Annotated in this window: 13 protein-coding genes; 5 read left to right on the forward strand and 8 right to left on the reverse strand. The window is 56.8% G+C overall.

From position 1 onward, the window contains the following. Positions 1 to 28 precede the first annotated feature (28 nt). Entirely contained in the window at positions 29 to 10687 is a 10659-nt protein-coding gene (locus tag FOM92_RS11760; protein WP_143777054.1) for a YadA-like family protein, read from the reverse strand. Between the two features lie 551 nt (positions 10688 to 11238). Here FOM92_RS11760 and FOM92_RS11765 point away from each other — a divergent pair. Together FOM92_RS11765 and FOM92_RS11770 are read left to right on the forward strand one after the other, a co-directional pair. Beyond that, positions 11239 to 11472, forward strand: coding sequence for a hypothetical protein (locus FOM92_RS11765; RefSeq protein WP_143777055.1), 234 nt, complete (start codon positions 11239 to 11241; stop codon positions 11470 to 11472). After that, positions 11469 to 11705, forward strand: coding sequence for a hypothetical protein (locus FOM92_RS11770; RefSeq protein WP_143777056.1), 237 nt, complete (start codon positions 11469 to 11471; stop codon positions 11703 to 11705). The genes FOM92_RS11765 and FOM92_RS11770 overlap by 4 nt, the downstream gene beginning before the upstream one ends. A gap of 46 nt (positions 11706 to 11751) precedes the next feature. Here the strand turns inward: FOM92_RS11770 and FOM92_RS11775 are convergent, their stop codons facing one another. After that, positions 11752 to 12750, reverse strand: a complete 999-nt coding sequence (locus FOM92_RS11775) for an alpha/beta fold hydrolase (protein ID WP_143777057.1) — start codon at positions 12748 to 12750, stop codon at positions 11752 to 11754. Between the two features lie 78 nt (positions 12751 to 12828). Here FOM92_RS11775 and FOM92_RS11780 point away from each other — a divergent pair, with 78 nt between their 5' ends. The 3 genes from FOM92_RS11780 (at position 12829) to FOM92_RS11790 (ending at position 16387) form a co-directional block, all read left to right on the forward strand. Then, positions 12829 to 14649, forward strand: coding sequence for an outer membrane protein assembly factor BamB family protein (locus FOM92_RS11780; RefSeq protein WP_143777058.1), 1821 nt, complete (start codon positions 12829 to 12831; stop codon positions 14647 to 14649). After that, positions 14646 to 15680: a VOC family protein gene (locus FOM92_RS11785; protein WP_143777059.1), complete on the forward strand. Its 1035-nt coding sequence runs from the start codon at positions 14646 to 14648 to the stop codon at positions 15678 to 15680. Before FOM92_RS11780 ends, FOM92_RS11785 begins: the two co-directional genes overlap by 4 nt. Positions 15681 to 15763: 83 nt before the next feature. After that, positions 15764 to 16387 (forward strand): TetR/AcrR family transcriptional regulator, encoded by a 624-nt coding sequence (locus tag FOM92_RS11790; protein WP_143777060.1) that lies wholly within the window; start codon positions 15764 to 15766, stop codon positions 16385 to 16387. Between the two features lie 14 nt (positions 16388 to 16401). Here FOM92_RS11790 and FOM92_RS11795 read toward each other — a convergent pair whose 3' ends face one another. The 6 genes from FOM92_RS11795 to FOM92_RS11820 form a co-directional block, all read right to left on the reverse strand. Beyond that, complete coding sequence (locus tag FOM92_RS11795; RefSeq protein WP_143777061.1) at positions 16402 to 17172, reverse strand: SDR family NAD(P)-dependent oxidoreductase; 771 nt, start codon at positions 17170 to 17172, stop codon at positions 16402 to 16404. A gap of 154 nt (positions 17173 to 17326) precedes the next feature. Continuing rightward, positions 17327 to 19735, reverse strand: coding sequence for a TonB-dependent receptor (locus tag FOM92_RS11800; protein ID WP_143777062.1), 2409 nt, complete (start codon positions 19733 to 19735; stop codon positions 17327 to 17329). A 154-nt stretch (positions 19736 to 19889) separates the two neighbouring features. After that, entirely contained in the window at positions 19890 to 20756 is an 867-nt protein-coding gene (locus FOM92_RS11805) for a CPBP family intramembrane glutamic endopeptidase (protein ID WP_143777063.1), read from the reverse strand. Positions 20757 to 20837: 81 nt separating this feature from the next. Then, a complete protein-coding gene (locus tag FOM92_RS11810; RefSeq protein WP_143777064.1) occupies positions 20838 to 22841 on the reverse strand; it encodes a M1 family metallopeptidase in 2004 nt (667 codons plus the stop codon). Between the two features lie 62 nt (positions 22842 to 22903). Beyond that, positions 22904 to 24958: a M13 family metallopeptidase gene (locus FOM92_RS11815; RefSeq protein ID WP_143777065.1), complete on the reverse strand. Its 2055-nt coding sequence runs from the start codon at positions 24956 to 24958 to the stop codon at positions 22904 to 22906. Between the two features lie 173 nt (positions 24959 to 25131). Next, positions 25132 to 25932 (reverse strand): hypothetical protein, encoded by an 801-nt coding sequence (locus FOM92_RS11820; protein ID WP_143777066.1) that lies wholly within the window; start codon positions 25930 to 25932, stop codon positions 25132 to 25134. Between the last annotated feature and the right edge of the window lie 47 nt (positions 25933 to 25979).

Here is a 25979-nt window from a genome sequence, read left to right on the forward strand (position 1 = left end):
CCCCCTATCCGGCGGGCCTCTGTCAGATTTACCAACCGAAGCTTATCCCTACTCGGCCACCTGTCGAACGTTTTACGGTTGACCCGCCGATGCCACCGCTCACCCAGACATTTTCGCGCACCTTTGCAACGACGGCACCCGAAAAGCCCTGTTCGCCGCGATAGGTCGCAAGGTTGAACGAGACGGAAACCGAGGTGTCGGGAAGAAGCATTGTTCCGCCCAACGCCATGGCCGCTGCTATGCCACCATCAGCTTCCCGCGCCCTACGGCCAAGACCCTCGATCTGGGTCGAGATGGTCGAAAACTGACCAGTCAGATCGGCTACCGACTTCTGCAAATTGGCGATATCTGCGGTGCTGAATGTGGAATAGGCCAGATTGCCCAGGGAATCGCCAGTCACAAATTTGGTTGTTCCCGTTTGCGCGGCCGCACTCGCGGCCGAACCGAGACCCGCCATTGTGACCGTGGTTGTGCTATTACCAACTGCAATCTGATTGTCGCGTGTTGTGGTTACACCCTGACCAATTGCAACGCTGCCAGATTTCCCAGCGATCGCCCCGTTCCCGATAGCAACACTCAGCGACCCATCCGAACTTGCCCCATTACCCAAGGCAATCGCACCAGCGCCATTCGATTTGGCGCCAGAACCTATGGCGAGAGCAGCCACGCCGGTTGCATTTGCATTGGTTCCGACGGCAAGGCTATCCTTGGAATTGGCAATGGCGTTTTCACCCAGCGCTATGGCATCCTCGCCCGTGGCCTTCGGCTTTGCGCCCGTGCTGTTGACCTCCAGATACTGTGTGCGCGCAAGCGCCGTGTTGGCGGTGTCGGTAACTTTTGTCACATCACCATTCACCTGTTTGATGGTGGTCAGCGCCTGATTGGCGACAGTTAAGGCGTTGTCTGCCACGGTCTTTACCGCGGCCAACTGGCCGCCATTGACGGCTTCCTTGCTGCCCAATGCAACGAGACCATCGGCCACATTGACGATCTTGCGTTCGGACCCCGCGGCACCGACCGACACGGTATTGGACTGGTTCGCGGCAACAACCGAACCGGCACCCAGCGCCACGCTATTCTGCGCGGTGGCGTCAACCGACGCCCCTTGTCCAAGCGCGACTGCCTTTTCGCCTGTCGCAAAACTGTCCTTGCCAATGGCGACGGCATCGCTGCCTGTGGCGGTCGATCGGCCTCCTGTGCTGTTGACGGTCACAAAGGGATTCACCGATTGCGTAATCGCGCGGTTTACCTCGGCGAGCAATTGCGCACCATTGACGGCATCGGTGCTGGTCTCACTGATCAAACCTGCTTTTACGTTGGTGATTTTACGCTCAGCTCCGGCTGCACCTACGGATACGACATTGTCTCCATTCGCGATCGATCCGGTCCCGAGCGCGACGCTGTTATCCCCGTTGGTTGTCGCATCCTTGCCCAAAGCGATAGAATCAGCCCCATTGGCCGTCGCTTTGCCCGATGTGCTGCTGGTAATGAAGAAGGGGTTCACACCGGCAACAATGTTTTGCACCGCCTGGGTCAACTGGCTGACGTTGACGGCATCATTTGCGCCCACGCCTTGCGCGACATTCACTATTCGACGTTCGGCACCCACGGCACCAACAGACAGGACATTAGCCTCGTTCGCGATCGATCCGTTTCCGAGCGCAATGCTGTTCGCTCCGGCGGCCCCAACCGTAGCACCTTTTCCTAACGCCATTGCATTTGCGACATTGACTTTCGCACCCGAGCCAATGGCAATGTTATCAGCATTGGTGGCCGATGCGGCGTCACCAATGGCAATGTTTCCGCTGTTAACCGGTATCGGATCACCTGTGACGGGATCGATGATTGCCAGCCCTGATGCAGGATCGATCTGGACGGCACCGGCCGTAGCATTATCACCCAGAGCGATAGCCGACTTGCCAAATGCTTTGTTCAGATTGCCCAAAGCAAGCGCGCCGTCACCGATGGCCCGGTTTTCATCGCCACCGGCAAAGGCCCCTGTTCCGCTTGCGACATTGGGGTCACCAATAGCGACGGCGCCTTTACCCGTCGCGCGGTTACCTTTACCGACTGAAACGGATGCGTCGCCTTCGGCAATGGCACCGTTACCAATTGCCACCGTATCGTTGCCCCGCGCCCGACTTTCTTTGCCCAACGCGATAGCATCTTCACCAGTGGCGACGGCAACGCCATCTTCGCCTTCAACGCTCTTAATCGAGGTCCAGGGAGCCGCCTTTGCGGCGGCCTGGACCGTTGTATTGATATTGGTGATCTGGTCACCCACTTTGCCGTCAAAGGTCACAATCTTGCTTTCAACGGCGTCCAGCTGCGCCTTGTTGACCGCATCAGTAGCAGCTGAACCTGCCGCAACATTGATAATCTGTCGCTGCAATGTGTCGGACCCGACCGAAACGGCGTTGCCGCGATTTGCGATGGAATTGGCACCTAAAGCGACACTGTCCGCTCCACCTGCGGACGCGTTTGAACCAAGTGCGATCCCACGTTGACCAACAACATTGGCGGCAAAGCCAAGTGCGAGGCCTTGCTGCGCTTCGGCCCGCGCGGATTTGCCCAGCGCCATTGCGTCACCGCCCGAAGCAAAGGCTTCGTCATCGGCGGCAATCGCAACCGTGCTATCGATCGCAAGAAACGGATTGCGGACATCAATATCCTTGATCGCCAGATCCAATTGCTGGATCGCAGCATCCATCTGACCTTTGTTCACCGCATCGGTCGCCTGCGTACCAGCGGCGACGTTAACCAACTGACGCTGACCGCCATTGGCCGTCGTGCCGAACGAAACCGTGCCTGCGGTCCCTGCCACCGGCACACGGTCTGCTATGGAACCCGCACCTATCGCAACGCTGTTCAACGCACCGGCATTGACTTTGGCGTTGCTGCCCAGGGCAATGCCACCGTTCACGCCGGCCGCCACAGACGAACCGCCACCCACAGCAATCGATTCCGCACCTGTCGCTGCGGCGTCCGTACCTGCACTGTTCACCGCCAGATATTTGGTCTTCTCGTTAATTATCGTGTTTGTCGCGGTGGTTACGTCGGTAGTGATGTTGGTGATATCGCCACCGAGATCTTCACGTATTTTGTCTAACTCACTGTCCATCTGCCCCTTGTTCACCGCATCCGTGGCCTGAGTACCGGCCTTTAGGTTGGTGAGCTGGCGTGTTTTAACAATGCTTCCAATTATAGTTCCGTCGGAGCCGATCGAAACAACATCGCTCCGCGCTCCTGTATTTGAATCCGAACCTAGCGCGACACTATCGGGGGTCAGAGCCTGCGCAGCGCGGCCTATAGCCACACCTCCGGCGAACAGAGTATTTGCGTTTCGTCCCATAGCGATGGAATCTTCAAATGCCGTTTGGGCAAATTTACCAATTGCGATCGAGTTTGCACCGTTGACGATATTCTGCTGCCCTATAGAAATCGCCTCTTTGCGATTGGCAATACCACTACCTATTGAAATCGCTTCTTTTTCTGTAGCTTGCGCCGTGTTGCCAAAAGCGATGGCGCCTACTGGCAAGTCAACGGTTTCTTGCACTCCTGGTTGTGCGCTGTCCGTATCGCGTGCAAAGACTTTTGCCCCGGCCCCTATAGCAATCGCACCTTTCGCGGTGGCATCCACCGTTGCCAGTTTGCCCATGGCGATCGCATTGTCGATGTCGACTTGCGCACCAGACCCGATGGCAATTCCGTCCCGGGCCAATAGCCCGGTCGCAGCCCCACCGCCAATAGCGACTGAATCAACCCCAGATGCCGAAGCAACTGCTGCCGTGCTTTTGATCGACAGATATTTTGTCTTGGCATCGACAACATCCAGCTGCCTTTTGTTCACGGCATCTGTGGCCTGCGTGCCATCGGCAAGATTGATGATCTGGCGTTCCTTGCCGACATCGCCGACCGAAACCACGCCGACAGTCGTGGCGGGCAGTCCGGTCAAGGCGCGATCCGCCACGGACCCAGCCCCCAACGCCACGCTGTTTGCCGACTTGGCGTCGGCATTGGCACCCATCGCAACCGCGTCCGTTCCGGTTGCTTTTGCAGCCTTTGCCACATCGACCGTCTCGCTTGCGAAAAATGGGCTCGCACCACCATCGACGGTATTGATCAGCGTCGTCAGATTCTGTTCGACGAGATCGAGTTGCCTTTTGTTGACAGCATCGGTTGCCTGCGTGGCATCGGCCACATGGACAAGCTGTCGTTCTGCACCCGCTTTACCGAAGGAAACCGTGCCCGCCGTCCCCGCCACAGGCACTCGGTCCGCAATAGAACCCGCACCGATAGCGACACTGTTCAAGGCACCTGTATTTACCTTTGCATTTTCACCAAGCGCGATTCCGCCGGTAACAGTTGCCGCCACCGACGACCCGCCACCAACGGCAATAGCGCCCGTGCCCGCCGCCGACGCATCTGCGGCCGTGCTGTTCACCGCGACATATTTTGTTTTGTTGTTGATCGTCGTGTTGACCGTGCGAATCTCGTCAACCAGCTGATCCGCGTTCACCGCATCCGTGCTGCCGTCCACCAGATTGCCCGCGGCGACATTGATGATCTTGCGCTGCAATGTCGACGAACCTACGGACACCACATTATCGACACCTGCAACAGATCCATCGCCCAAGGCAACGCTATGGTTGCCCGTTGCATCTGCAAGTTCACCCAATGCGAGTGATGCAGCGCCCGTCGCGGTCGGCTTTTTCGCTAAATCGGTGCTTTGCGATACAAAGAACGGATTGGCTTCGGCGACGGCGTCATTCAGCTGCCGCAGATTTACAGCATCAGTATCCTGCGTTCCGTCGGCGACATTTATTAACTGGCGTTGGAAGACCGGATTGGTCGCCGGGTCGCCGTCGCCATCGTCCTGATCATTACCAAAGGATATGGCGTTGCCGCGGTTCGCGAATGAGCCGGAACCAAGGGCCACACCATCTTGCGATTGGGCCACCGCACCTGCGCCCAAGGCGAGTGCGGATTGACCGGTACTGCGTGCGGCAGAACCAATGGCCACCGATTGCTGACCCGATGCATTCGCCGAAGTGCCAAATGCGGTTGAGAAAGCACCCGATGCGAGGGATTCCGAACCGAAAGCCGAAGCGTTATCACCCGACGCCAATGCCTTGCTGCCCAAGGCGGTCGACTCTTCGCCTGAAGCGCTCGCGGAGGCGCCTATTGCTGTGGAATCCTTTGTGTCTGCCAGGGCAGCACGTCCGATTGCAATCGCTGCCTCACCGCGCGCACCAAAGCGCGGTTCACCCGGATCGAGAACACCATTGCCATTGGAGTCAACGCCACCCTCCAGACCGGAAGCCGCATTGCCGATGCCAATTGCGATGGAATCATTGGCCGACGCAAAGCTGTTGTTACCGATTGCCACAGACCGGTCATTGACCGATCGTGCATTTGTTCCGAGCGCCAGGCTGTCATTGCCAAGGGCCGAGGAATCGCCGCCTATCGCGATGGATTCAGACCCGGCCGCCGATGCATCGGCACCCGTACTGCGGACCGACAGATATTTGGTTTTGTCGATAATAGTTGTGTTGACCGTGCGAATTTCGTCAACCAACTGGTCCGCGTTCACCGCGTCCGTGCTGCCGTCCACCAGATTACCTGCGGCTACGTTTACAATCTTGCGTTGGAACGCTGGATTGGTCAAAGGATCACCGTCGCCGTCATTGCCGTCAAAGCCAACCGACACCACATTCGCTGCACTGGCAATCGATCCCGCACCGAGGGCAACGCTGTTGTTGCCAGTAGCATTTGCTCTGGTGCCCAGCGCGATTGAGTTTACCCCGCCGGCAATCGCTTCATCTCCCGCAAGCGCGACTATGCTGTTGATCGCGAGGAAAGGGTTGGTGAGATCATCGCGCAGAGCATTCAATTGCCGCACGTTTGCAGCGTCGGTATCTTCCGTACCATCGGCGATATTGACCAATTGCCGCAGTTCGCCCGCCTTACCAAAGGATACAGTTCCGACAACATCGGTGGCAAAAGTGCCCAAATCTCTATCCGCAAGGGAGCCAGCGCCAATTGCGACACTGGATCCTGTATCGAATGCTACTTCGGCTAAATCACCTAAAGCCACACTACCTTCTGTTCTCGCCTTGGCTGAATGGCCGACAGCAACGGCACCTAAGCCCGTTGCAGAGGAATCGCCCCCTAAGGAGACGGCGAATAGAGCCAAAGCGTTAGAATTGGCGCCGAGTGCGATAGTTTTGTCACTCGAAGACGTTGCCCCTTCCCCGATACCAATTGCATCGATGCCGTCCACGTTAGGCGCCGCGCCATCGCTATTGATGAAGATATATTTGGTTTTGGCATCGACCCGATCCAGTTGTCGTTTGTTCACCGCGTCGGTGGGGGCCGTACCATCGGCCAAGTTGACCAGACGGCGTTGACCGCCGACAAGGGTGGTACCAATGGAGACGGTATCTTTTTCATTGGCGATGGAATTTGCGCCGAGCGCGACTGCATTGACCGTGCCGTCGGTCACCTGCGAGTCCGCACCAAGGGCGATGGAGCCATTAGAGCCCGCCCCTACTTTCGACGTTTTACCGATAGCGATGGAATTCAGGGCCGATGCCGATGTTTCTTCACCCAGGGCGATTGCGTCGACGCCGGTGGCCGATGCAGGGTCTTCGGTGCTGTTGACCGACAGATATTGCTGCGCGAGTTCGAGGGCAACGACCCGGTCATCAACGATGTTCAATTGGCGCACGTTTACGGCATCAGTGTCTTGCGTACCATCGGCGACATTGATGAGCTGTCGTTGGAATATGGGGTTGGTCAGGGGATCACCATCGCCGTCAATATCCGCAACGTCATTACCGAACGACACTGCATTGCCGCGGTTGGCGACCGAGCCAGAGCCGAGTGCCACGCCGTCCGCTTCTTGCGCGAATGCACCAAGCCCCATCGCGACCGAAGACCGACCATCGGCAAGGGCGGCACCAACTGCGACGGAATCATTTCCATTTGCGTTGGCGAATGCCCCGAGGGCAGTTGAACCAATGCCGGTGGCGAAGGTAGCGGTGCCGATTGCGGTGGCGAAATCGACGTCAGCCGAGGCAATATCGCCAAGAGCGACCGAGCTAAGCCCAAGAGATCTGGATGAATTACCAATGGACACCGATCCTTGACCATGGGCACCCAATCCGTTGCCGTCGTCCGGAAGAGGAAGACCGGTCACAGGATCTGTCCTGGGAATCTTCCGTGCCCCAAAACCGATGCCGATTGCTATCGAATTAACTCCATCTGCAAAGCTGTCAGCGCCGATCGAGAGGGAGCGCTGCCCCAATGACCGCGCGCCGATACCAAAGGCAAGTGATGCAAGTCCGGTTGATTCTGTGCGTTCGCCCATGGCGATGGCAGCCGGTCCAGTAGCGGACGCCTGACGCCCCAGAGCAATGGTATCATTGCGACTTGCCGTTGCCTCACGACCAATCGCAATGGCGTCTTGTTCCTCCACCAATGAATCGCGACCAATGGCAATGGCATCGGTAGGTTTACGCGTTGTAATGTCCGTTGGAAGCGGTCCAATGACGCGAGCCGCAATTGTTGCCCCTTGACCCAGCGCGATCGCGCCGGTTGCTGTTCCGTCAATTGATGTGTTCGATCCCAGCGCTACAGCGCCATTGGCGATCACATTTGATCCATTACCAATCGACACGGAGCTCGTACCCACCGCCGTCGACACGGGACCAAGCGCAATGGCGTTGGTTCCGGTAGCCGATGCGACGCCAAGCGTGCTGTTGACGGAGAGATATTTGGTCTTGTCGTCCAATTGCGTGACGTTGACCGCATCTGTCGCGGCTGTGCCCTTGGCCAGGTTGGTGATCTTACGCTCACTGCCTGCCTTACCGACCGATACGGTATTGGAATCACTCGCCACCGACCCCGCGCCAAGTGCGACGCTGTTGGTGATACCGGCGTTGATGGTGGCATCTTTCCCGAGTGCGACGCCATTGGTCGCATTTGCATTCACATTTGCCCCCGAACCCAAGGCCACACCATCCGCCCCGCTTGCAACCGCTGCACCGGCCAAGGCGTTGCTGTTCACGGTGAGGAATCGGGATTCCTCTTGTAAGCTGTCGATGTCTAATTCGGCGGTGTCGAGTCGGTTATCCAAAGCCGTTTCAACACCGTCCAACTGCCTCTTGTTAACCGCGTCGGTACCTTGCGTACCGTTAGCGACGTTTATCAGCTGGCGCTCTTTATCCACATCGCCAATCGACACTACACCTACCGTAGTTGTTGGCAATCCAGCTAGATCACGCGACGCTACTGAGCCGGCACCGAGAGCGACACTGTTGTCACTATCAGCCGTAGCTAGCGCGCCCAACGCTATTGCATCTGTACCCCGAGCTATCGGAAGATTTGGCGATACCAAATCTTGTTCGCTCTCGGACACAAAAAAGGGATTGGCCGTGACGCCATCCAGCGCTGCATTTAATTGCGCCACATTTACAGCGTCCGTGTCGGCGGTACCGGCAGCCACATGAATTAGCTGCCGTTCTTTATTCGTGGAGCCGAAAGCCACTGTTCCAATTGGTTTCCCTAGTCCTGTCGGGATGACCCGGTCGGCAACAGAATCGGCACCGATTGCAACACTGCTGTTCGCCGTTGCCAATGCGCCGCGTCCTAATGCGATCGTATCGACACGATCAGCTTTCGCATTCAGGCCCACCGCAATTGCGCTTGTTTCTTCGGCTCTGGCGCTCGTGCCGATGGCAAGGGCATTGGTCGGAAGAAATGTAGTGATGTCTGTCGGAAGCGGTCCGGTGCTACGAGCGGACACCTTTGCATCTTTACCGAAGGCTAGCGAGTCGGCGGCGCTTGCATCTACTGTCGCGCTGAAACCGATAGCGACGGCTGATAGACCCTTCGCCTCGGAAAGATTCCCAAATGCTAAAGCACTATCGCCTGTCGCTTTAGCATTAGATCCCAAAGCCCAAGCGCTTTGGCCCGATGCAATGGATTGTGTGCCAATCGCCACACTACTTACATCGGAGGCCGCTGCACCAAGACCCATTGCGATAGAAAGATCCCCGGTAGCGCCAAAGCCATTGCCATCGTCGGGAACTGGTAGGCCGGTAACCGGATCCAATAACAGTTCTCCCGTTGCGGGGTCTTTAGGCTTCCCCGCCTGAACGCCGATCCCAATAGCGATTGATTCTCGCCCAGATGCAAAACTGCTGTCGCCTATCGCGATGGAACCACCACTACCTATAGTTGTCCGGGCATCCCCACCGATCACGACAGATTTGAGTCCTCTGGATTCTGTTCGGAGCCCGATACCGATCGCACCAGTGCCGCTGGTTACGGCTTGCGATCCGATCGCGATGCCTTGTTCCCGCTCCGCCCGTGCACCACGGCCCATGGCAAGCGCCTCGATTCCACCCCCCAAGGAATCCCGACCAATGGCAATCGCATCAAGAGGATCATTACCCACAACATTAATAGTATTTTCTACTTTCGCGTTTTTACCTATCGCGATGGCGCTGGTTGCGATACCTTCTACAAATGCGCCGTTCCCAAGTGCTATCGCACTTTCCGCGTCACTTTTTGCAGCAGAGCCAATTGCAATTGCATTAATGGCTGCAAAAGTTGGATCTGATCCGACGATAGCACCAGTCCCAAAAGCCATGCCATTGTCGGCCAAGGCAGCAACCTCGGCGCCGACACCAATTGCAACAGAAGCCGAACCCGACGTTTGTGCGCTGCTACCCAGAGCAACGCTGTCGAGACCATTTGCCTTTACTGACAGCCCTATCCCTACAGCATTTCCAGCACGAGCACTGGCATCCTTGCCTAGAGCGATGGATTGTTCCGCATTGTTCACTTCGGCGCCCGAGCCAATGGCGATGGAAGAGGTTGAAGTTGGCTTGCCCCCTTCTTCGCCAGTGATTTTTGCACCGTCACCTATGGCAATGGAGCTTGTTGAATTTGCTTCAGCCGCCGCACCCAGACTGAGCGCGCCCGATGCGGTAGCTTTTGCGTCGGCACCTAGTGCTGTGGCCGGGCTTAAACCAGGATCCAGCCGGTTAGCTTGCGCCCTGAAGCCAATTGCAATACTTCCTTCACCATTGCTGACAGCATCTGCCCCTATACCCAGTGCATTTTGACCAACCACGAGCGGCCCTAATGCGCCCCCTGGAAAATATTTGAAGAATTTTATTTGCTCTTCGACCTCATCCAACTGACCGACGGTTACAGCATCGTTGGCATCGATGCCTCTCGAAATGTTGACCAGCCGTCTTCTCAGATTTGTAGACGCGTCACCAAACGACACAACATTTCGTTCACTCACAATTGAGTTAGCACCGATTGCGACGCCGCCAATTGCTTCAACGGTTGCTTGTGCTGATGCACCAAGCGCTAGGCTGTCTACCGCTAAAGCCTTCGACAGCGCACCAACTGCTGTGGCTTTGATGTCCGCAGCTACAGAGCCGGCACCAATAGCCGACGATCCAGCTCCATCAGCATTGGAAAGTTCGCCACACTCCAAAGAAGTTGTCTCGAAGATAACGAGCCCCGAAACTGGGTCGACGCTGGAACCTATATTACACTCCGGCGTCGCATCCGCCCATGCGGCGGAGGTGAAGCCTGCGCCACCTGCCAGGGCCAGGGCAGTGGTTGATGCTTTCAAGAGAAGCCAATGGTTCGTGCGACGCATGTTGTAACTCCCTGTCTGGCAAGGCCCCGGGGGAGGCGCTTGTCGGCATTCCGGCCCATTCCCCCAAGATTCGGAATTTGGACCATTTTCGAGCAACTGCTGCCAAACATTGCGGCACTATGTCAAGTAAACATTGTACCACTATTTATATTACGCTATGGCCCTGCGGCATACGGCGGACCGCTAAGCGCGGAAAACCGTCAATTTGACGGAAAGGCAAAAAGACTGCTTGACGAATCATATCTCAACCAAATAAGTAGAGAATACATCGAGCGGGCACCCTCGTCCGAACGGACCGCTCCTTACCAGATTTCGGACCGCGGCTTTTGATCAGGATGCAGCTTGCTTCCACGTTACCAACAGCTAAAGCGCGCGATGCTCAGGCGACCTAGCCAAGTATCGTGTTCCTCTCTGCCAACGATGAGGTGACGACGATGCGTATGAAGATTTGTTTCTGATTTCCGATCCCGATCGAAGACGCTGCGCATGGCGCGCGTGAACCCGCCCCCTCCACAGGGGAATATCCTAAATAAGAAATTTACGAGACTTTCATGTTCAAAATTAACACGGCAGACCTACCGGAACTGGACCATTATCCGGCATCGCTGCGCCAGGCGGCGCTGGCGCTTTGGGGAGTTGTTCCAGATTCACGATCAAACGCGGCAGAGACCTGGAACAATCCGGCGAGTGGGCCCATTTTACTCTCCGACAATATGCACAAACGGCGTTTTTGGCGAAACGCGTTTTTTAACCGCAACACCGACCTAGCAAAGGAAGCAGCATGAGCAATTTGACCCTTAACCGCCGTGTTGTCGCCTGTTTGGCCGCATGCAACGGAATCTCTTCCGAAGCGTTGGAGTCGGGTGCGATTGAACGTTTGCACAAATCCGCAACGGTCGCATTGCGCAAGCTGCAGGAACTGCATCCCCGCATCGAACGTGGCGGCGAACATGCCGACATCGGCGCGTGCATCGTGCGGTTGCAGGTCGCGCTCAACAAATTGGAGGACGCCATCTGAGCGGGCCCGGTGGCAATAGCGACCTCCGGAGGCCCTAAGGTTTACCTCAACGATGGTCCGCGAGAAATTGGGCAATGCGCTTATTTGTTGGACCGGACGATTCAATGGGCGTCATATGTCCGACGCCGGGGAAATGCGCGACCGACACGCTGCGCGCATAGGCGGGCATCTGGTCTAGAAAAACAGGAAGGAACGTATGGTCCCGGTCACCCCAGATGATCAATGTGGGCGCCTGAATCGGCCGGTTATCGCGTGGCCAGTACCAGGATTCATCAAGCTTTTCGAACGGGGGCAAATTCGCCCGGTACCAGTTCATTCCACCACTCATGGCATCGACATCGCCAACGGCCTTTTCGAACAGGCTGGCTTCCTCTTTCGTCAAATGCCCGGCATCACGCAGGGCGCCATAAACCTGCGCTGCAAAGCGCGGAGCAAAGCCACTGTCGCGGACATCGGCATAGGACTGGGTCCGGAAAGTTTGCATATAGGCCGACATGGCGCGCTGCTTTTCATTTCGCGTCACCAGATCGAGAAACAGGTTATAAGGCGGCGCGCTCATCCCCACGACGGCCTTTACCCGGCGCGGATAGGCCTGCGCATAGGCAAGGCTGAGTGCCGCGCCCCAGTCATGGCCGATCAGGACGAACGGACGATTGCCATCAACTTTGCGGGCCAAGCCATCAAGCTGCCGGGCCAGACGATCGATGCGGTAAGGCGCGAGATCACGGGGCTTGCCCGATAGTCCGGCCCCCAGGGCATCGACCGCCACCACACGATAACGCCCCTTCAGCTCTTCCATCAGGTCGAACCAGCTGAACCAGGTGGACGGAAAGCCGTGGTACAGTATGACCAGCGGCCCTTTCCCTGCCTCCACATAATGCAGACGCGTCTCGCCTTTGCCATACCATCCCTGACGGTAGGGATTATCCTTGTCCCCATGTTCATTTGCGTAAACCACCGCGGGATCAACCTGCACATCGGAGGCCCACAGCGGTGTTGCGAACAGAAATGCAGCGACAGCAACGAGTTTTGCAAGCAGGTTCATGAGGGCGAAATATCCACTATTGTAATATTCGTCAATAAAGTATAGGCAGCCGTTGAGGAGAGGAGAAGCAGCGTTTCCATGCGTATCATTCGGGCCCTACCGGCGATCATTCTGCTTCCCCTTGTTGCAGCCTGCGCCACAAAGACGGAATTGTCCGCCGCCGACAAGAGGCGGGCGGAAGCATTGTACCAGCAAAATTGCGCGGCATGCCACAATAATGGCGAAACCGGCGCACCCGGGCTGAAGGCGCTGCGCAGCCGGACTCCGGATGCAATTTTGGCCGCGCTCGAAACCGGATTGATGCGTGAACAGGGCAAGGCTCTGAAGCCTGAGGAACGCGAACTGCTCGCCCGCTATCTTGGAAACAGCGCTCAGGCCGTTGCGGGGAAAATGTGCACGGGCACCCTCGCATCCGCGCCGCAAAAAATATGGAACCGTTGGGGCAACGGATTGGAAAACGCGCGGTATCAACCAGCTGCTGCCGGCGGCATAACGCCGGCCAATGTCGGCAGCCTGGAACTGAAATGGGCCTTTGCCTTTCCCGATGCGGCACGGGCGCGGTCACAACCGGCGGTAACCAAAGACGCCATTTACACCGGAAGCGCCGACGGCCGCGTCTACGCGCTTAACCCTGAAAGCGGATGCATCTGGTGGACATTCGACGCCGATGCAGAGGTCCGTAACGCGCCTACGATCGGCGACGACGGCAATCTCTATTTTACCGATTTTGATGCCCATGTGTACGCCGTCAATGCGCGCAGCGGGAAGCTTGTCTGGAAACAATCGGTCAAGGATCATCCGGCAGGCACGATCACCGGGTCGGTCACCCTTTACGACAACAAGCTGTTTGTGCCGATGTCATCGACCGAAGTCGTGAGCGCCATGCGCGGTGACTATGGATGCTGCACATTCCGGGGCGGAATAACTGCGCTTGATGCCCGGACAGGCCGCTCGCTGTGGCGCATGCACACCACTGAGCCTGCGACCCCACAGGGCAAAAACAAAGAAGGCGCTATGAATCTCGGGCCTTCGGGGGCGCCTGTTTGGTCGACACCCACCATCGATACAAAGCGAAAGCTGCTCTACTTCGGAACCGGCGAAAATTACTCGACACCGGCAAATGACAAAAGCGATTCCATCATCGCGCTGGAAATTGGAACCGGCAAGATCCGCTGGGTGCAGCAGATGCTGAAGGGCGATGCCTGGAATGCGTCCTGCGGAATGCATGGAAACAATGTAAACTGCCCGAAAGAAGATGGGCCCGACCTCGACTTCGGCGCGCCGCCCATATTGGTAAAGGCGGCGAACGGACGCGATATCATCCTTGCGGGCCAGAAATCCGGCATGATCTACGCGCTCGATCCGGATCAGGGCGGCAAATTGCTGTGGCAGCAGCGTGCCGGCATGGGCGGGTTTAACGGAGGTGTCCACTGGGGCATGGCCAGCGATGGCCGCACACTCTACGCAGGCATCGCCGACACACCCGGAAACAAGGGCGCGGTCGGACCAGCGCGCCAGGGCATGCATGCCTTTGATGTCGTCAGCGGACGTCCGCTTTGGAGCAAGATCGAACCCTTTGTCTGCAAGGAAGACAAACATGAATGCCGCACGGCGATGTCGGCGGCTGTCACGCTGACCGATGGGATTGTGTTTGCCGGTGCGTTGAACGGCATAATGCGGGCCTATTCAGCTAAAGATGGCCGGATCTTGTGGACGGTCGACACACGGCGCGACTGGCCTACAGTGAACGGCGTCAAAGGCTATGGCGGCGCGATCGATTCCGCAGGTCCGGTGGTTGCCGACGGACGGCTGATCGTCAATTCGGGTTATGACAAATTCGGCCAGATTCCGGGCAATGTCCTTCTGGTATTCGGGCCAAAATCAGGGAGCAGCCGATGACCAAATTGCGGTTCAAGATAGTCGCACTGGCAACGCTTCTGTGCGCAGGCGCGGCGCAGGCGCAGGGTTCCGGTGATGGGAAAGCAGGGCTCGATGGTCCGCATCTTGGTCTGCACCATGCCGCGATGACCGTGTCGGACATTGACGCAACCATTGCCTTCTATTCAAAAGCCGTGCCCTATAAAGCGGTACGCCGGTTCAAGGTGAACGGCTCCGTCTTTCCGGCGGCGCTGTTGTCCAGACCTTACAAGCAAGTTGAAATCGCAATCATCGCCATGCCCACCGGTTTCATCCAGCTTATGGATTTTGAACCCGGAAAAGCAGGCGTTGCAAATCCCCGGCCTGTCATAGGCCCGGGCTATACGCATATCTGTTTCCAGTCAGCGTCCAAAGACCCCGCCATTTTCCGCTTCATGGCAGCCGGACTTTCGATCATTTCCCGGTTTGACGCGAAAGATGGCGTCGACCTTGGCGGATATGGCGTGCGCTATTCCTATGGACGCGACCCCGATGGCATCATGATCGAAAATGAATCGCTCGATGCCCCCAAACGTCGGGAGGCGGCATGGATTACCCATATAGCCAATGTCGTGCACGACCGTGACAAGATGCTGGAATTCTATACGCGCCTGCTTGGCCGCAAAACGCATCGGACGATGGAGCAGGAAAATAACAGCAAGCTGGACGCAGTCGGCGGCCTTTATAATAGCAAGATAAAGGGCGGCTGGTTCACCGTGGGCAATATGGACATCGAAGTCTGGGAATTTGCCCGCCCCAAAACACCCCTGCGTTCGGGACGACAGAAACTGGACGAAATCGGCTATAATTCCTTCGGTTTGGAGGTCACCGATCTGAAGGCAGAGAAACGCCGGTTGAAAGCACAGAAAATACCACTTGTCGGCGGCACGGTGTCGCTGGATGGATGGCGGGTGCAATATGGAGTCGACCCGGAAGGCAATCTGTTTTCGGTGCAGGAAAATCTGTCTTCCGACCAGTCGCTTTCCGTTATGGGTTTGCCAAAGAATAGCTGACTGCCAATAAGGTTTCGGCACGCCCGACCGTGCGGTGCAGACAACGCTCTATCGCAACGGAAAATTTGTGGTAACAGCCGTTCATGGCTACCGAAGCGAAGCAGCCCCGACAGAGATTGAATCCGGAAGAGCGCCGGACACGGATTCTCGACCATACGGCAGCCATGGTTGCCCGTGACGGTGTTGCCCAGCTCAGTGTCGAGGCGATCGGACGTGAGGCAGGCATCAGCAAATCCCTGGTCTATGCCTATTTCCCCAACCTGACCGAATTGCTGCGCGAACTGTACCAGCGGGAGATGCGGCAACTGCGCAAAAGGCAGGCCGACGCCGCGCAAAATGTTGAATCGATGGAGCAGCTGGTGCGTTCGGTCACCCACGCCTATTTAAGCTATATTGATGAGCGCGGTCTGATTATCGAACGGTTGCAGGCTGAACCGTCCGTGTCCGAAAATCATGATCCGACCGACTATAACCGCGACATCGCGGTCGACCATCTGACCGATTATGTCATGCGCTTTTACAAAATACCCCGACGCATCGCTCGCGCGGCCACCGATATCTCGTTCGGACTTCCAGCCTCTGCGGGTTCCTATCTGCACCGCAATGAACTGGACGTGCAAATGGTCGAGGATTTGACCGTGGCGATGATTCTGGGAACGTTGAGCGATCTTGAAAACCGGTTCGGGCATTTGCCGCCCGATTACTGAACCGTCCCTGATCCCTACATCGGAAAGATGGTGTGGCCGCCATCCAATATGATGCACTGCCCGGTCATGAAACGGCTTTCCTTGCCGGCAAGAAAGACCGCGATGCCTTCCATATCTTCAAGGCGTCCAATCTCTCCCGAGGCGGCACGACGTCGGGCGGAATCCTGGAAATGCTGTGGTGTATCCAGCGACATTTCAGTCTCGATAAAGCCGGGTAGTATTGCATTTGCCCGGATGCCCGCCCGGCCATATTCGATAGCCAGACCGCGCACGAGACCGGCAACCGCAGCCTTTGTAGTCGAATATCCGGTTGCCATGGGAATACCCATCAATCCTGCAATTGACGATGTAACGACAAGGCTGCCGGGCTTTTTCGCCTCCAGCCAATGGCCGATGGCGCATTGAAATGAAGTTATCACGCTTTGGACATTCAGGTCTGTGGTCGCGGCCCAGTCAGCCCGCGACATTTTGTGAAATGGCCCGCGAACGCCCGAACCACCGGCATTGGCAAAAAAGCTGTCGACAGTGCCGAACCGGGCGAGCGTGTCGGCAAAGCTTGCCTGCGTACTGGCATCGTCGGTGACGTCGCACACAAAGGCGGCCGCTTCGCCGCCCAGAGCCTCAAGTTCGGCCACGGCAGCTTCGTTTTTTTCGGCATTGCGGCCCCAGATGGCGACCTTTGCCCCTGCCTTCACAAGGCCTTTGGCCATGGCAAGGCCAAGGCCCGCATTACCGCCGGTGACGATTGCCACATGCCCGCTCAAGTTAAAAATTGCCGCGCTCATATCCGCACTTCATCCCCGTTCCTGTTTTGCCACATTTCATGCCTGTGTGCATTATTCCATATGCATGGCAAAATACCCTATGGCAGGTCAAAGGCTTTCGCCATGTAAAAGGCCGCAGCGCGTATCCTTCGCGCCGCGGCCCATCGCCTGTCGATCAAAATTTGAACGTGGTCGTCACACCATAAGTGCGCGGTTCCAGAATGCGGGCGTTGCGATAGCTGCCCACCAGGTCGCTTTCGATGATCGAATTGGTGATATTATCCTTGTCGAAGATGTTTTTGACATAGGCCTCAACATTGATGGTCGCGTCGTCATTGCTGAAACGCAGCAAGGCATTGGCGACGCTCCATGGCTTGATCCGGTCGTTCACGGTGTTGAACTCCCGAGCGAAATAGCGGCTCTGCCAGCTATAGTCGCCACGGATCGTCGCACTCCAGCCGCCCGCGCCCAGAGGCACGGTATACTCACCACCCACGGCAATTTTGAATTTGGGCGCATAGGGCAGTTCATTGCCTTTCAGCGTCAGCCGGACTTCGGGCGTTTTGGTCGGCGTTCCGATGCCATTCCATTGTGCAGGGTTGGCCGGATCGCTGGTTTCCTGGCCCGGCGCCAAGCCGCCGAGCCGTGTGTTCAGATAGGAAGCGTTGGCATTGAACAGCAGGCCATCAGCCGGTGCCCAGAGAAATTCGCTTTCCAGCCCCCAAATCTTTGCATCGGTGTTGATGGTTTGCACCGAGGTGCCCCGCCGCTGGCCCAACTGCAGATTTTTATAGTCATAATAGAAGCCCGAGAAATTCGCCTGCAAAGTGCCGTCGGCAAATTGGTTCTTCGACCCTATTTCATAGGCATTGATAAATTCGGGATCGAATGTCGGCAAAGCGGAACCGATGGCGTTCAGCCCGCCGCCTTTAAACCCGCGGGAGAAGGACGCGTAGAGCAGATTATCATCGGTCAGCTTATGGTCGATGACGGCGCGACCCGTAAACGCATCATATTCACCCGCCAATTCGGTAAAGGCAGGGACCGACAAAAATATCGTCCGCCCGCGTGTGGATTTCTTGTCCTTGGTATAGCGTATGCCCAGCGTGACTTTGGTCGCGTCGCTCAATTTGTAATAGGCCTCGCCAAAGGCCGCGAATGATTTCGTGCTGGCATCGCGGGTATCCGCGTTGAACGACCAGGCCTGCTGCGGCAGTCCACGCAGCACACGGGCAAACAGTTCAAGCCCTGGATGGTAGATCTGGAAAGATGCATCACCCTTTGTGTTGAAGAAGTTGATGCCGGCCGTGAAATCGAACGCGCCGTCAAAATCGGATACAGCGCGGAACTCTTGATAATAGGTGCGGCCCGAGGCAACAAAACTGTCCGTCGCGCGCAGTTCGGTCGTGGTCACCGTGGTTTCGCGGTCAAGATTATAGGTCACGGGAATGCTGAACCGGAACGGAAGTACGGCATTGTCGAAATCGGTCCGCGCCTCGGAACGACCCTTGGAAAAGGCAGTCAGCGACAGAAGCGTGATGGGACCGAATTTCTGGCTGATCTCTGCGGTGACATTGGTCTGCCGTCCCACGAAACGCGAGTCATAATCGGTGGCGACCTTGCGCAGGTCGGTCGGATTTTGCGCGCCGGCATAGATGCTTGCCCCTGTCGGGAACAAGGTGCCGCCAAAACCGAAGGCGTTTGTGGCGTTCAGCAATGTCTGGAACAGGACACCGCTGGTGTCAGGGGAATCAAATCCGAGTTCAACCGGCGAGCAACCCAGTACCGGTGTCGCCTTGCACAGCCGTTTGTTCTCGCGCGAACGGCTGCTGTCTTCGCTGGAATGGTTCACCATGATGTCGATGCTGGTATCGGGACCCGGTACGATACGGAGAGATGCCCGCACCGAATGCTGGTTTCGCCCGTCAATGTCTTTGCCGGTACCGATATTCTTGGTGTAGCCGTTGCGGTTCAGATAAAAGCCCGCCAGCCGCAGTTGCACAACATCATCAAATCCAAGGTTCAGCGCCCCATGCACGCGCTTCGTATCGAAGCTGCCATATTGGGCGGTGACATAGCCGCCAAATCCCTCTTCGGGTTTCTGGGTAATCAGGTTGATGGTACCCCCGGTTGTGTTGCGGCCGTAAAGCGTACCCTGCGGACCGCGCAGAACCTCGACGCGTTCCACATCGAAATATTCGTCCTGCGAGCGAAAGCCTACAGGCGCAAAATTCAGAAGAACGCCGGTTCCGTTATCCGCCGTTGAGGAAATGGCATTGTTGCCGATACCCCGCAAAGTCGGCCGGTCGTTCCCGACGATGAGCAAATTGGGCACTTGCAATTGCAGATCGAGCGTATCGTCGAGCCCCTGTCGCTCGATTGTTTCCGAGGTAAAGGCCGAAATCGCGATCGGAACATCCTGAATAACCTCGGTCCGTTTCTGTGCGGTCACAACAATTTCGCCAATGGCGGCGTCGTCCGCACCATTGTCGGCGGCTTCCTGTGCATGGCCGGCAGTCGGCAGCATCATTGCAACAGCTGCAGCCGAGCCGATCAGATATCCACGTAAATTCAGATAGTTCATCCTTCATCCCTCCCATTCGCTCATCAGCGACTCTTATTGACGGTTTGAACAATAAACTTTATTGTAATATCCGTCAATAGAGGAGCGGCGACGCAAGGATGGCTGCGCCGCCGCACATGGGTTTACGCCTCTGCGTGGATAGGGTTGTGTGGCCTTAGTTCTTCCGCATCCAGAATGGTGGAACGATGTGACCGCGCCGATACGCCTTGACGAGCAGGATCACGCCCGCAGTCGTGCATAAAGTGAATGCGGTCAGCGAAGCTTCCAATCCGAATTTTCCTCCGGTCAGCAAATCGGACCCATCAATGATCGGCTTGATAAGTCCCGGCTCGGCAACGCCGCCAGACACGACCCCGCCAAAGACAGCTGACTGCGTGTAATTCCAAGACATATGGAAGCCGATGCTCATCCATAACCGGCGGGTCAGCATATAGGCCGCAGCAAGCAGGAGGCCGGCCTCGACACTGATGAACACCGCCCCGATCAGTGTTGCGTCGGGATTGGTGAGATGCCCAAAGCCGAATACGACCGACGAAACTATGATCGAAATCCAGCTTCCCAACCATTCTTCAACGATCCGGAACAACGCCCCACGAAACAGAAGCTCTTCCAGAAAACCGGAACTTATCGCCAGAGCGATGGCCGGAAGCATGATGGACAAGGGGTTGAACCCTTCGATGCGGAATATCCCCAGCACGTACAAAATCATCATGCAGCCGGTATACAGACCCGCCCCTATCAATAGCCCGATGCCCATCTCCTTCGGCATGCCGGACAGGGAAAATTCAGTGACCTCCCGGCGTTCGATCCAACGGACAAAGCCGAAATAGATACACATGGCCAATGAAGCCATGGCAGAAGCCGCAACGATTGCTGCCGCAGCGTTGCCCTTATTCTCCTCCATGAAGGTATTGCTGAAGGCAATGCACCCAAATAGCGGCGCGCCCAGCAGTACCAGACGGATCAGCGGGAACTGCAATATGCGCAGCCATGTCGGCGGTGGCGATGTCACTTCACTCATGTCAATTTTCCTTCCCCCTTGATTGCCATCCGGCCGAGCTGGTGCGGACGGATGACATGCTACCAAATGCCAGTTTCGGTCCTATTGCTTCCAGCTGTTATCCTTCGGATTGAAGTCCACAAAGATCCCCGTATCGAGTGTAACGGTGCTGAGAGCCTTGCCTTTTGAAACGCGAACCTCGGTTGCGCCTCCATCGGATTGCCAAGTTGCTGGTGTGCGGTGCACGCGCTCGATGGTGCCATCGGCATATGTCAGGACAAGATCGAACGGCATCGCCATGCCTCCTGGATTGCGCACATTTACAATATGCGTTCCCCCTTCCGTGCGCACACCACCCACGGCAAGGTCCATATAATTATAGCCAAAGAACCAGTTTTTGAAGAACCAGCTATGGTCGCCTACACCTGCATTGTTAAAGCTGTTGAACATGTCCCACGGCAGGGGACGTTTCCCGTTCCAGCGCTCCATGAAGGTGTGCAATCCCTTTTTGAAAGCTTCATCGCCCATCAGGTCCTTGAGCGCCAGATAGCCGAGCGCTGCTTTCCCATATTGGTTGAATGCGAATACCGGCGCCTGCCCAAACAGGGAATCATGCGGGGTAATGACCGGGATATCATTGCCTGAAGCAGCTTCAGGCCAGCCGACCTTTACGACCCGAAAATCCTTGAACAGGGCGTCCGCTTTTTCGACACCAAGCACCTCCCGGTTGCGGAGATATTCGAACGCCGTGGTCCAGCCTTCGTCCATAAAGGGATAACGTTTCTCGTTGATCCCCATGTAAAAGGGAAACCAGCTATGCAGGATTTCATGCGTCGCGACAAAGCCGGTGAAGGCATTTTCAGGCAAGCTGGCGGCTTCCGCGCTGCCGATATTTGATCCGTCATTGACCATCATCGGATATTCCTCATCCGCCCCGCCCAATATGATGGTCGTTTTAGGATATGGATACGGCACTCCGGGATATTTGGTGGAGGCAAATTGCAAGGCCTGCCGGCCATATTCCACGATCGGTTTGAAGTCGGTTGCACTGTCGGCATATGCTGCCTGGACACCCGCGCGGCGGCCCGTCTCCGGTGCCACCACAACACTCGACGCCTGCCACCGGTAGTGGTTGCTGAGTGCCAGCGCAAAATCGGGCACATGCTTTGCACGCCATTTCCAGCTTAGCATTTCCGCACGTGCCGTTACCTTGCCGCCCTTGATGTCGGCGGCTTCGGCAATGGTTGCGACCTGATCGCTTTTCTCGCTTTCCTTCAGGCGGGCGACAATGTGGGGCTGCAAAACGTCGGACGGGTTTTGCAATTCTCCTGTTGCCCACACCACATAGTCGCGCGGCGAAACAACCTCGACCTCAAAATCTGCAAAGTCGTTGTTAAACTCCCGTCCCATGGTGAACAAACGGGTGTCCCAGCCGCTTTCGTCGCTGTAGTTGGTGACGCGCGGGAAGAAATAGGCGAGGAAGAACGTGCTTTCGTCAATCGCGCCTTCTTTCCAGCCCTTGTCGCGCACCAGATCATAGCTCCAGCGCATCTTGATCGAAACGCTCCCTTTTGGAGGAATCGGTTTGGGTAAGAGGATGGTATGCATCGTACTGCCCGGAAAATTCATCCCGGCCAGTGGACTTTGGGGATCTTCCCAGAGCATTACTGTTCCGTCGACGCTGAACTCTTCAACGGTGATGCCCGAAGTCATGAAATCGCGCGACGTCGGATATTCACGAAGCGCCTCGGGCTTATGCGCATCCATGTACATGCGGAAAACCAGAGCAGGAAGCGGATCGGGGCTGTTGTTGGTGTAGATGATTTCCTGTTCGCCGCGCACTTTCTTGTCAGGGGGAGCGACCGTCATCTTTATTTTATGGACCGAATGATTTTGCCAATAGTTCGGCCCGGGTTTCCCGTCCCGGCTGCGCGTCCCTTTTTCATAAGCATTCTGGATATGGCGCGGCTCATATAGCCCGGCATCCGCATGCCCATTGGAAATCAGCCACGGGTTTTCGTTGGCCGACGCGACGGAAGGCGAAAGGAGACTGGCCAGTGCAAGCGCGCAAAAAGTGGTGATAGAAATGCGAAAAGTCTTTCCCAATTCCAACCTCCTATGGACATGTTTGACGCGCATGCTTCTGCCTTCCATTCACCCCGATAACCCTACCAGATCCGCACGCGCTGTTCGGGCGGCAGATACAGCCTGTCCCCCGGCTTCACGTTGAACGCCTTGTACCAAGCGTCGACATTGCGGACGACGCCGTTGACGCGAAACTCGCCAGGACTGTGGCTGTCGGAAAGGATGCGACGCCGGATCTCGCCCTCCGTCATGACCGTCCGCCACAGCTGCGCCCAGGACAGAAAGAAGCGCTGGTCACCGGTAAAGCCGCCGATGACCGGCGCCTTGCCGCCCTGCTTTTCCTTTACGAAGCGCTGATAGGCCGCATAGGCCACAGACAGGCCGCCCAGATCGCCGATATTCTCACCCAGATTTTGACGGCCATTTATCCGGAGACCGGGCAGAGCCTCATATTGGTCATATTGCGCGACCAGCCCGGCAGTGCGTTTTTCAAATTCGTCCCGGGCCACCTTTGTCCACCAATCGCGTAATTTCCCGTCGCCGTCGGACCGGCTGCCCTGATCATCAAACCCGTGCCCGAATTCATGTCCGATCACCGCTGCGATCGAACCGAAATTGACCGCAGGGTCGGCATTGGGATCGAAGAAGGGGGGTTGAAATATTCCGGCCGGAAAGGTGATCGAATTTTGCGACTGGCTATATCCGGCATTGATCTCTTGCGGTGAATAGGGAAACTCCCACCGCCGCGTTTCTTCGGATAGTTTCCGCAGATTGTCTGCCCGTGTCCAGTCCGACAGCCGGTTGAGATTACCCACAAGATCGTCGGCCGCGATGCGGACATTCGAACGGTCGTGCCACCGTTCCGGATAGCCGATATAGCGTGTGACCTTTGCCAGTTTGTTGAGCGCCTCGGCCCGGGTCGGTGCGTCCATCCATTCCAGTTTCGCAATACGCTCACGATAGGTGTCGCGAAGATAACCGACCATCTCGTCGACCTTGGCACGGTCGGACGCGCCGAAATATTTAGCGACATATAAACGCCCCACTTCTTCACCGAAGGACGCGTTGACGGCGGCGATACTCTCAAGCTCTGCAGGACGGCGCTGGGGTGTGTCCTGAAGCCGTTTGACGTGAAAATCGAAATGGGCCTGCACCCATGGCTCGGACAATGACGCGGCCCAGGCATCAAGGGTTTTGAAGGTCAGGAAAGACTGCAGATCGGCGACCGGTGTGTCGGCAAATAATTTGGCGACATCGCGCACCGCGGAATCTGTCAGAACCTTGATGCGCGTCTGTTTGTCGAACTTCATTTCCGCCAGATAGGCATCCCAGGGAAATCCCGGCGCATAGCTTTTCAGTTCCGCCGGGCTCATGATCCTGTTCATCGCCACCACATCGCGCCGCTGCGCGGTGGTCCATTGCCGCTTCGCGATTTCAATTTCGAGGGCCATGACCTGGGCGGCGCGCGCATCGGCGTCGGGAATGCCGGCACGGCGGAATGTCGATGCGATATAATCCAGCAGCGCCTTGCGGTGCCCGACATAGGGTTCCGCCTCCGCCAGATAATAATCGCGCGATGGCATCGTCAGACCGCCAATGCCGACCGCCGCTATTTGCCGTTTGGGGTCATCGGCATCGGTCAGAACCCCGGCGCCGACGATGCCGTCGATCCAGGGCAGGGCCATGATCTTTGCCATATCCGCACGGTCGGTTGTCCCCGCAACGATCGACAAGGTGCTGGCAATTGGCGTGAGGCCGAGCGCGTTGCGCCGTTCCATATCCGAATGGGACCGGTGGAAATCGCCAATCAGTTGTTCCGGACTACCCGGTGCACCCGCCTTTTGCCGCGCCTCGGTAATGAGGCCGCCGATCCGCTTTTCCGTGGACAGATAAACATCGACCGAAGCGTCGATATAGGGAATGCCCGCCGGTGGCTTCGCCGTCCGGAGCCATCCTTCGTTGACATAGCGGTAGAAATCGTCGCCCGGCCGGACCGTCGCCGACATGTTGCTTGTATCGACACCCCAGTCCCCAAGCTGCGGCCTTGCCGGCTCCGCTTGCCCAGTGTCAGCCCGAAGCGTGACAGGCTGCGCTATCAGCGCCAACGCGGTCAGACTTGCAAACCATGCCGTTCTCATATCGATCGCCTCTTCTGCAAAGCGGCTCCGCCACCCAATGTGCCGGGCCCATATGTTCCGCCAAAGCGGATGGATGCGACCGGTCCATCCGCAAAGAAACGGGGCTGACAGATCAAAATCCGCCAGCCCCGCCCACGCATCAACCCGATAATGTTCGGATGAAATACCCGCGATTACCAGTCACGGCAGGTCCGCTTCGATACATTTTCGATAGAATTCACATAGCCGTTGCTTGATGTCATCACGACGCATTGTTCTGCGCCTTCATTCCAGAAGGTGAAGTATCGGCCCTCGTCGGTTTTCTTATTGTCACGGACAACAAAGCCCCGGCTCATGAGCTGGGAAACAGCATAGGATCGCGACTGGCCACGCAGATCACCGACATAGGCGTGCGCGGAATAACCACCGCCATGATAGTTGTTGGAACGGTAGGAGGTCTCGTACCCGCGTTGCTCGGTGCCCTTGGAATAGCCGTCCGAATAAGCGTTTGAGCGGCCATAATTATGATAACTCTGGTTATAGAGTCCGTCGCGATAACCACGTTCATATTCGGCTGTGCTTGTCTGATCCGAATATTTGTCGCCACGATCATGCGACTTGCTCGCCAGCGCCGCAACGCCCAGCAAGGCCGCAACACCGGCGATTGCTACCGCCGTTTTGTCGCCATTGCCGCCCTTCTGGTTGCAATCGGAATTCTTGGCTAGGTCGATCGTGTCAAATTTGCCATCATAGGTGTCAACCTTGACACATTCCTTCGTATTGGGGTTCCACCAATAGGTTACCTTGCCACCGTCCTTCGTCAGGCCATGGTGCATGGTAAAGCCGCGTTCTTCCAACGTGCTTTCACCCCCGGCGGCGCGTGCGCCAACCAGGTCGCGCACAGATCCCGGCGGGGCCGCCACCGCCATCGTGCCCTGGGCCAGTAAAGAGGTCGCTACCAGAACTGCTAACGTCGTTTTTCCAAATTGTTTCACAAAAACTCCCCTTTTTGCTGAGTCGCAATCCACCTTGCTGTCCGCGA

Origin of the sequence: Sphingorhabdus contaminans (assembly GCF_007280415.1) — a bacterium.
GTDB classification, from domain to species: domain Bacteria; phylum Pseudomonadota; class Alphaproteobacteria; order Sphingomonadales; family Sphingomonadaceae; genus Sphingorhabdus_B; species Sphingorhabdus_B contaminans.

Bases quoted from the DNA above. Each gene is read 5' to 3' on its own strand.
- FOM92_RS11770 (WP_143777056.1), top strand. From the start codon at position 11,469: ATGAGCAATTTGACCCTTAACCGCCGTGTTGTCGCCTGTTTGGCCGCA.
- FOM92_RS11805 (WP_143777063.1), bottom strand. From the start codon at position 20,756: ATGAGTGAAGTGACATCGCCACCGCCGACATGGCTGCGCATATTGCAG.
- FOM92_RS11785 (WP_143777059.1), top strand. From the start codon at position 14,646: ATGACCAAATTGCGGTTCAAGATAGTCGCACTGGCAACGCTTCTGTGC.
- FOM92_RS11800 (WP_143777062.1), bottom strand. From the start codon at position 19,735: ATGAACTATCTGAATTTACGTGGATATCTGATCGGCTCGGCTGCAGCT.
- FOM92_RS11780 (WP_143777058.1), top strand. From the start codon at position 12,829: ATGCGTATCATTCGGGCCCTACCGGCGATCATTCTGCTTCCCCTTGTT.
- FOM92_RS11815 (WP_143777065.1), bottom strand. From the start codon at position 24,958: ATGAGAACGGCATGGTTTGCAAGTCTGACCGCGTTGGCGCTGATAGCG.
- FOM92_RS11765 (WP_143777055.1), top strand. From the start codon at position 11,239: ATGTTCAAAATTAACACGGCAGACCTACCGGAACTGGACCATTATCCG.
- FOM92_RS11775 (WP_143777057.1), bottom strand. From the start codon at position 12,750: ATGAACCTGCTTGCAAAACTCGTTGCTGTCGCTGCATTTCTGTTCGCA.
- FOM92_RS11790 (WP_143777060.1), top strand. From the start codon at position 15,764: ATGGCTACCGAAGCGAAGCAGCCCCGACAGAGATTGAATCCGGAAGAG.
- FOM92_RS11760 (WP_143777054.1), bottom strand. From the start codon at position 10,687: ATGCGTCGCACGAACCATTGGCTTCTCTTGAAAGCATCAACCACTGCC.
- FOM92_RS11795 (WP_143777061.1), bottom strand. From the start codon at position 17,172: ATGAGCGCGGCAATTTTTAACTTGAGCGGGCATGTGGCAATCGTCACC.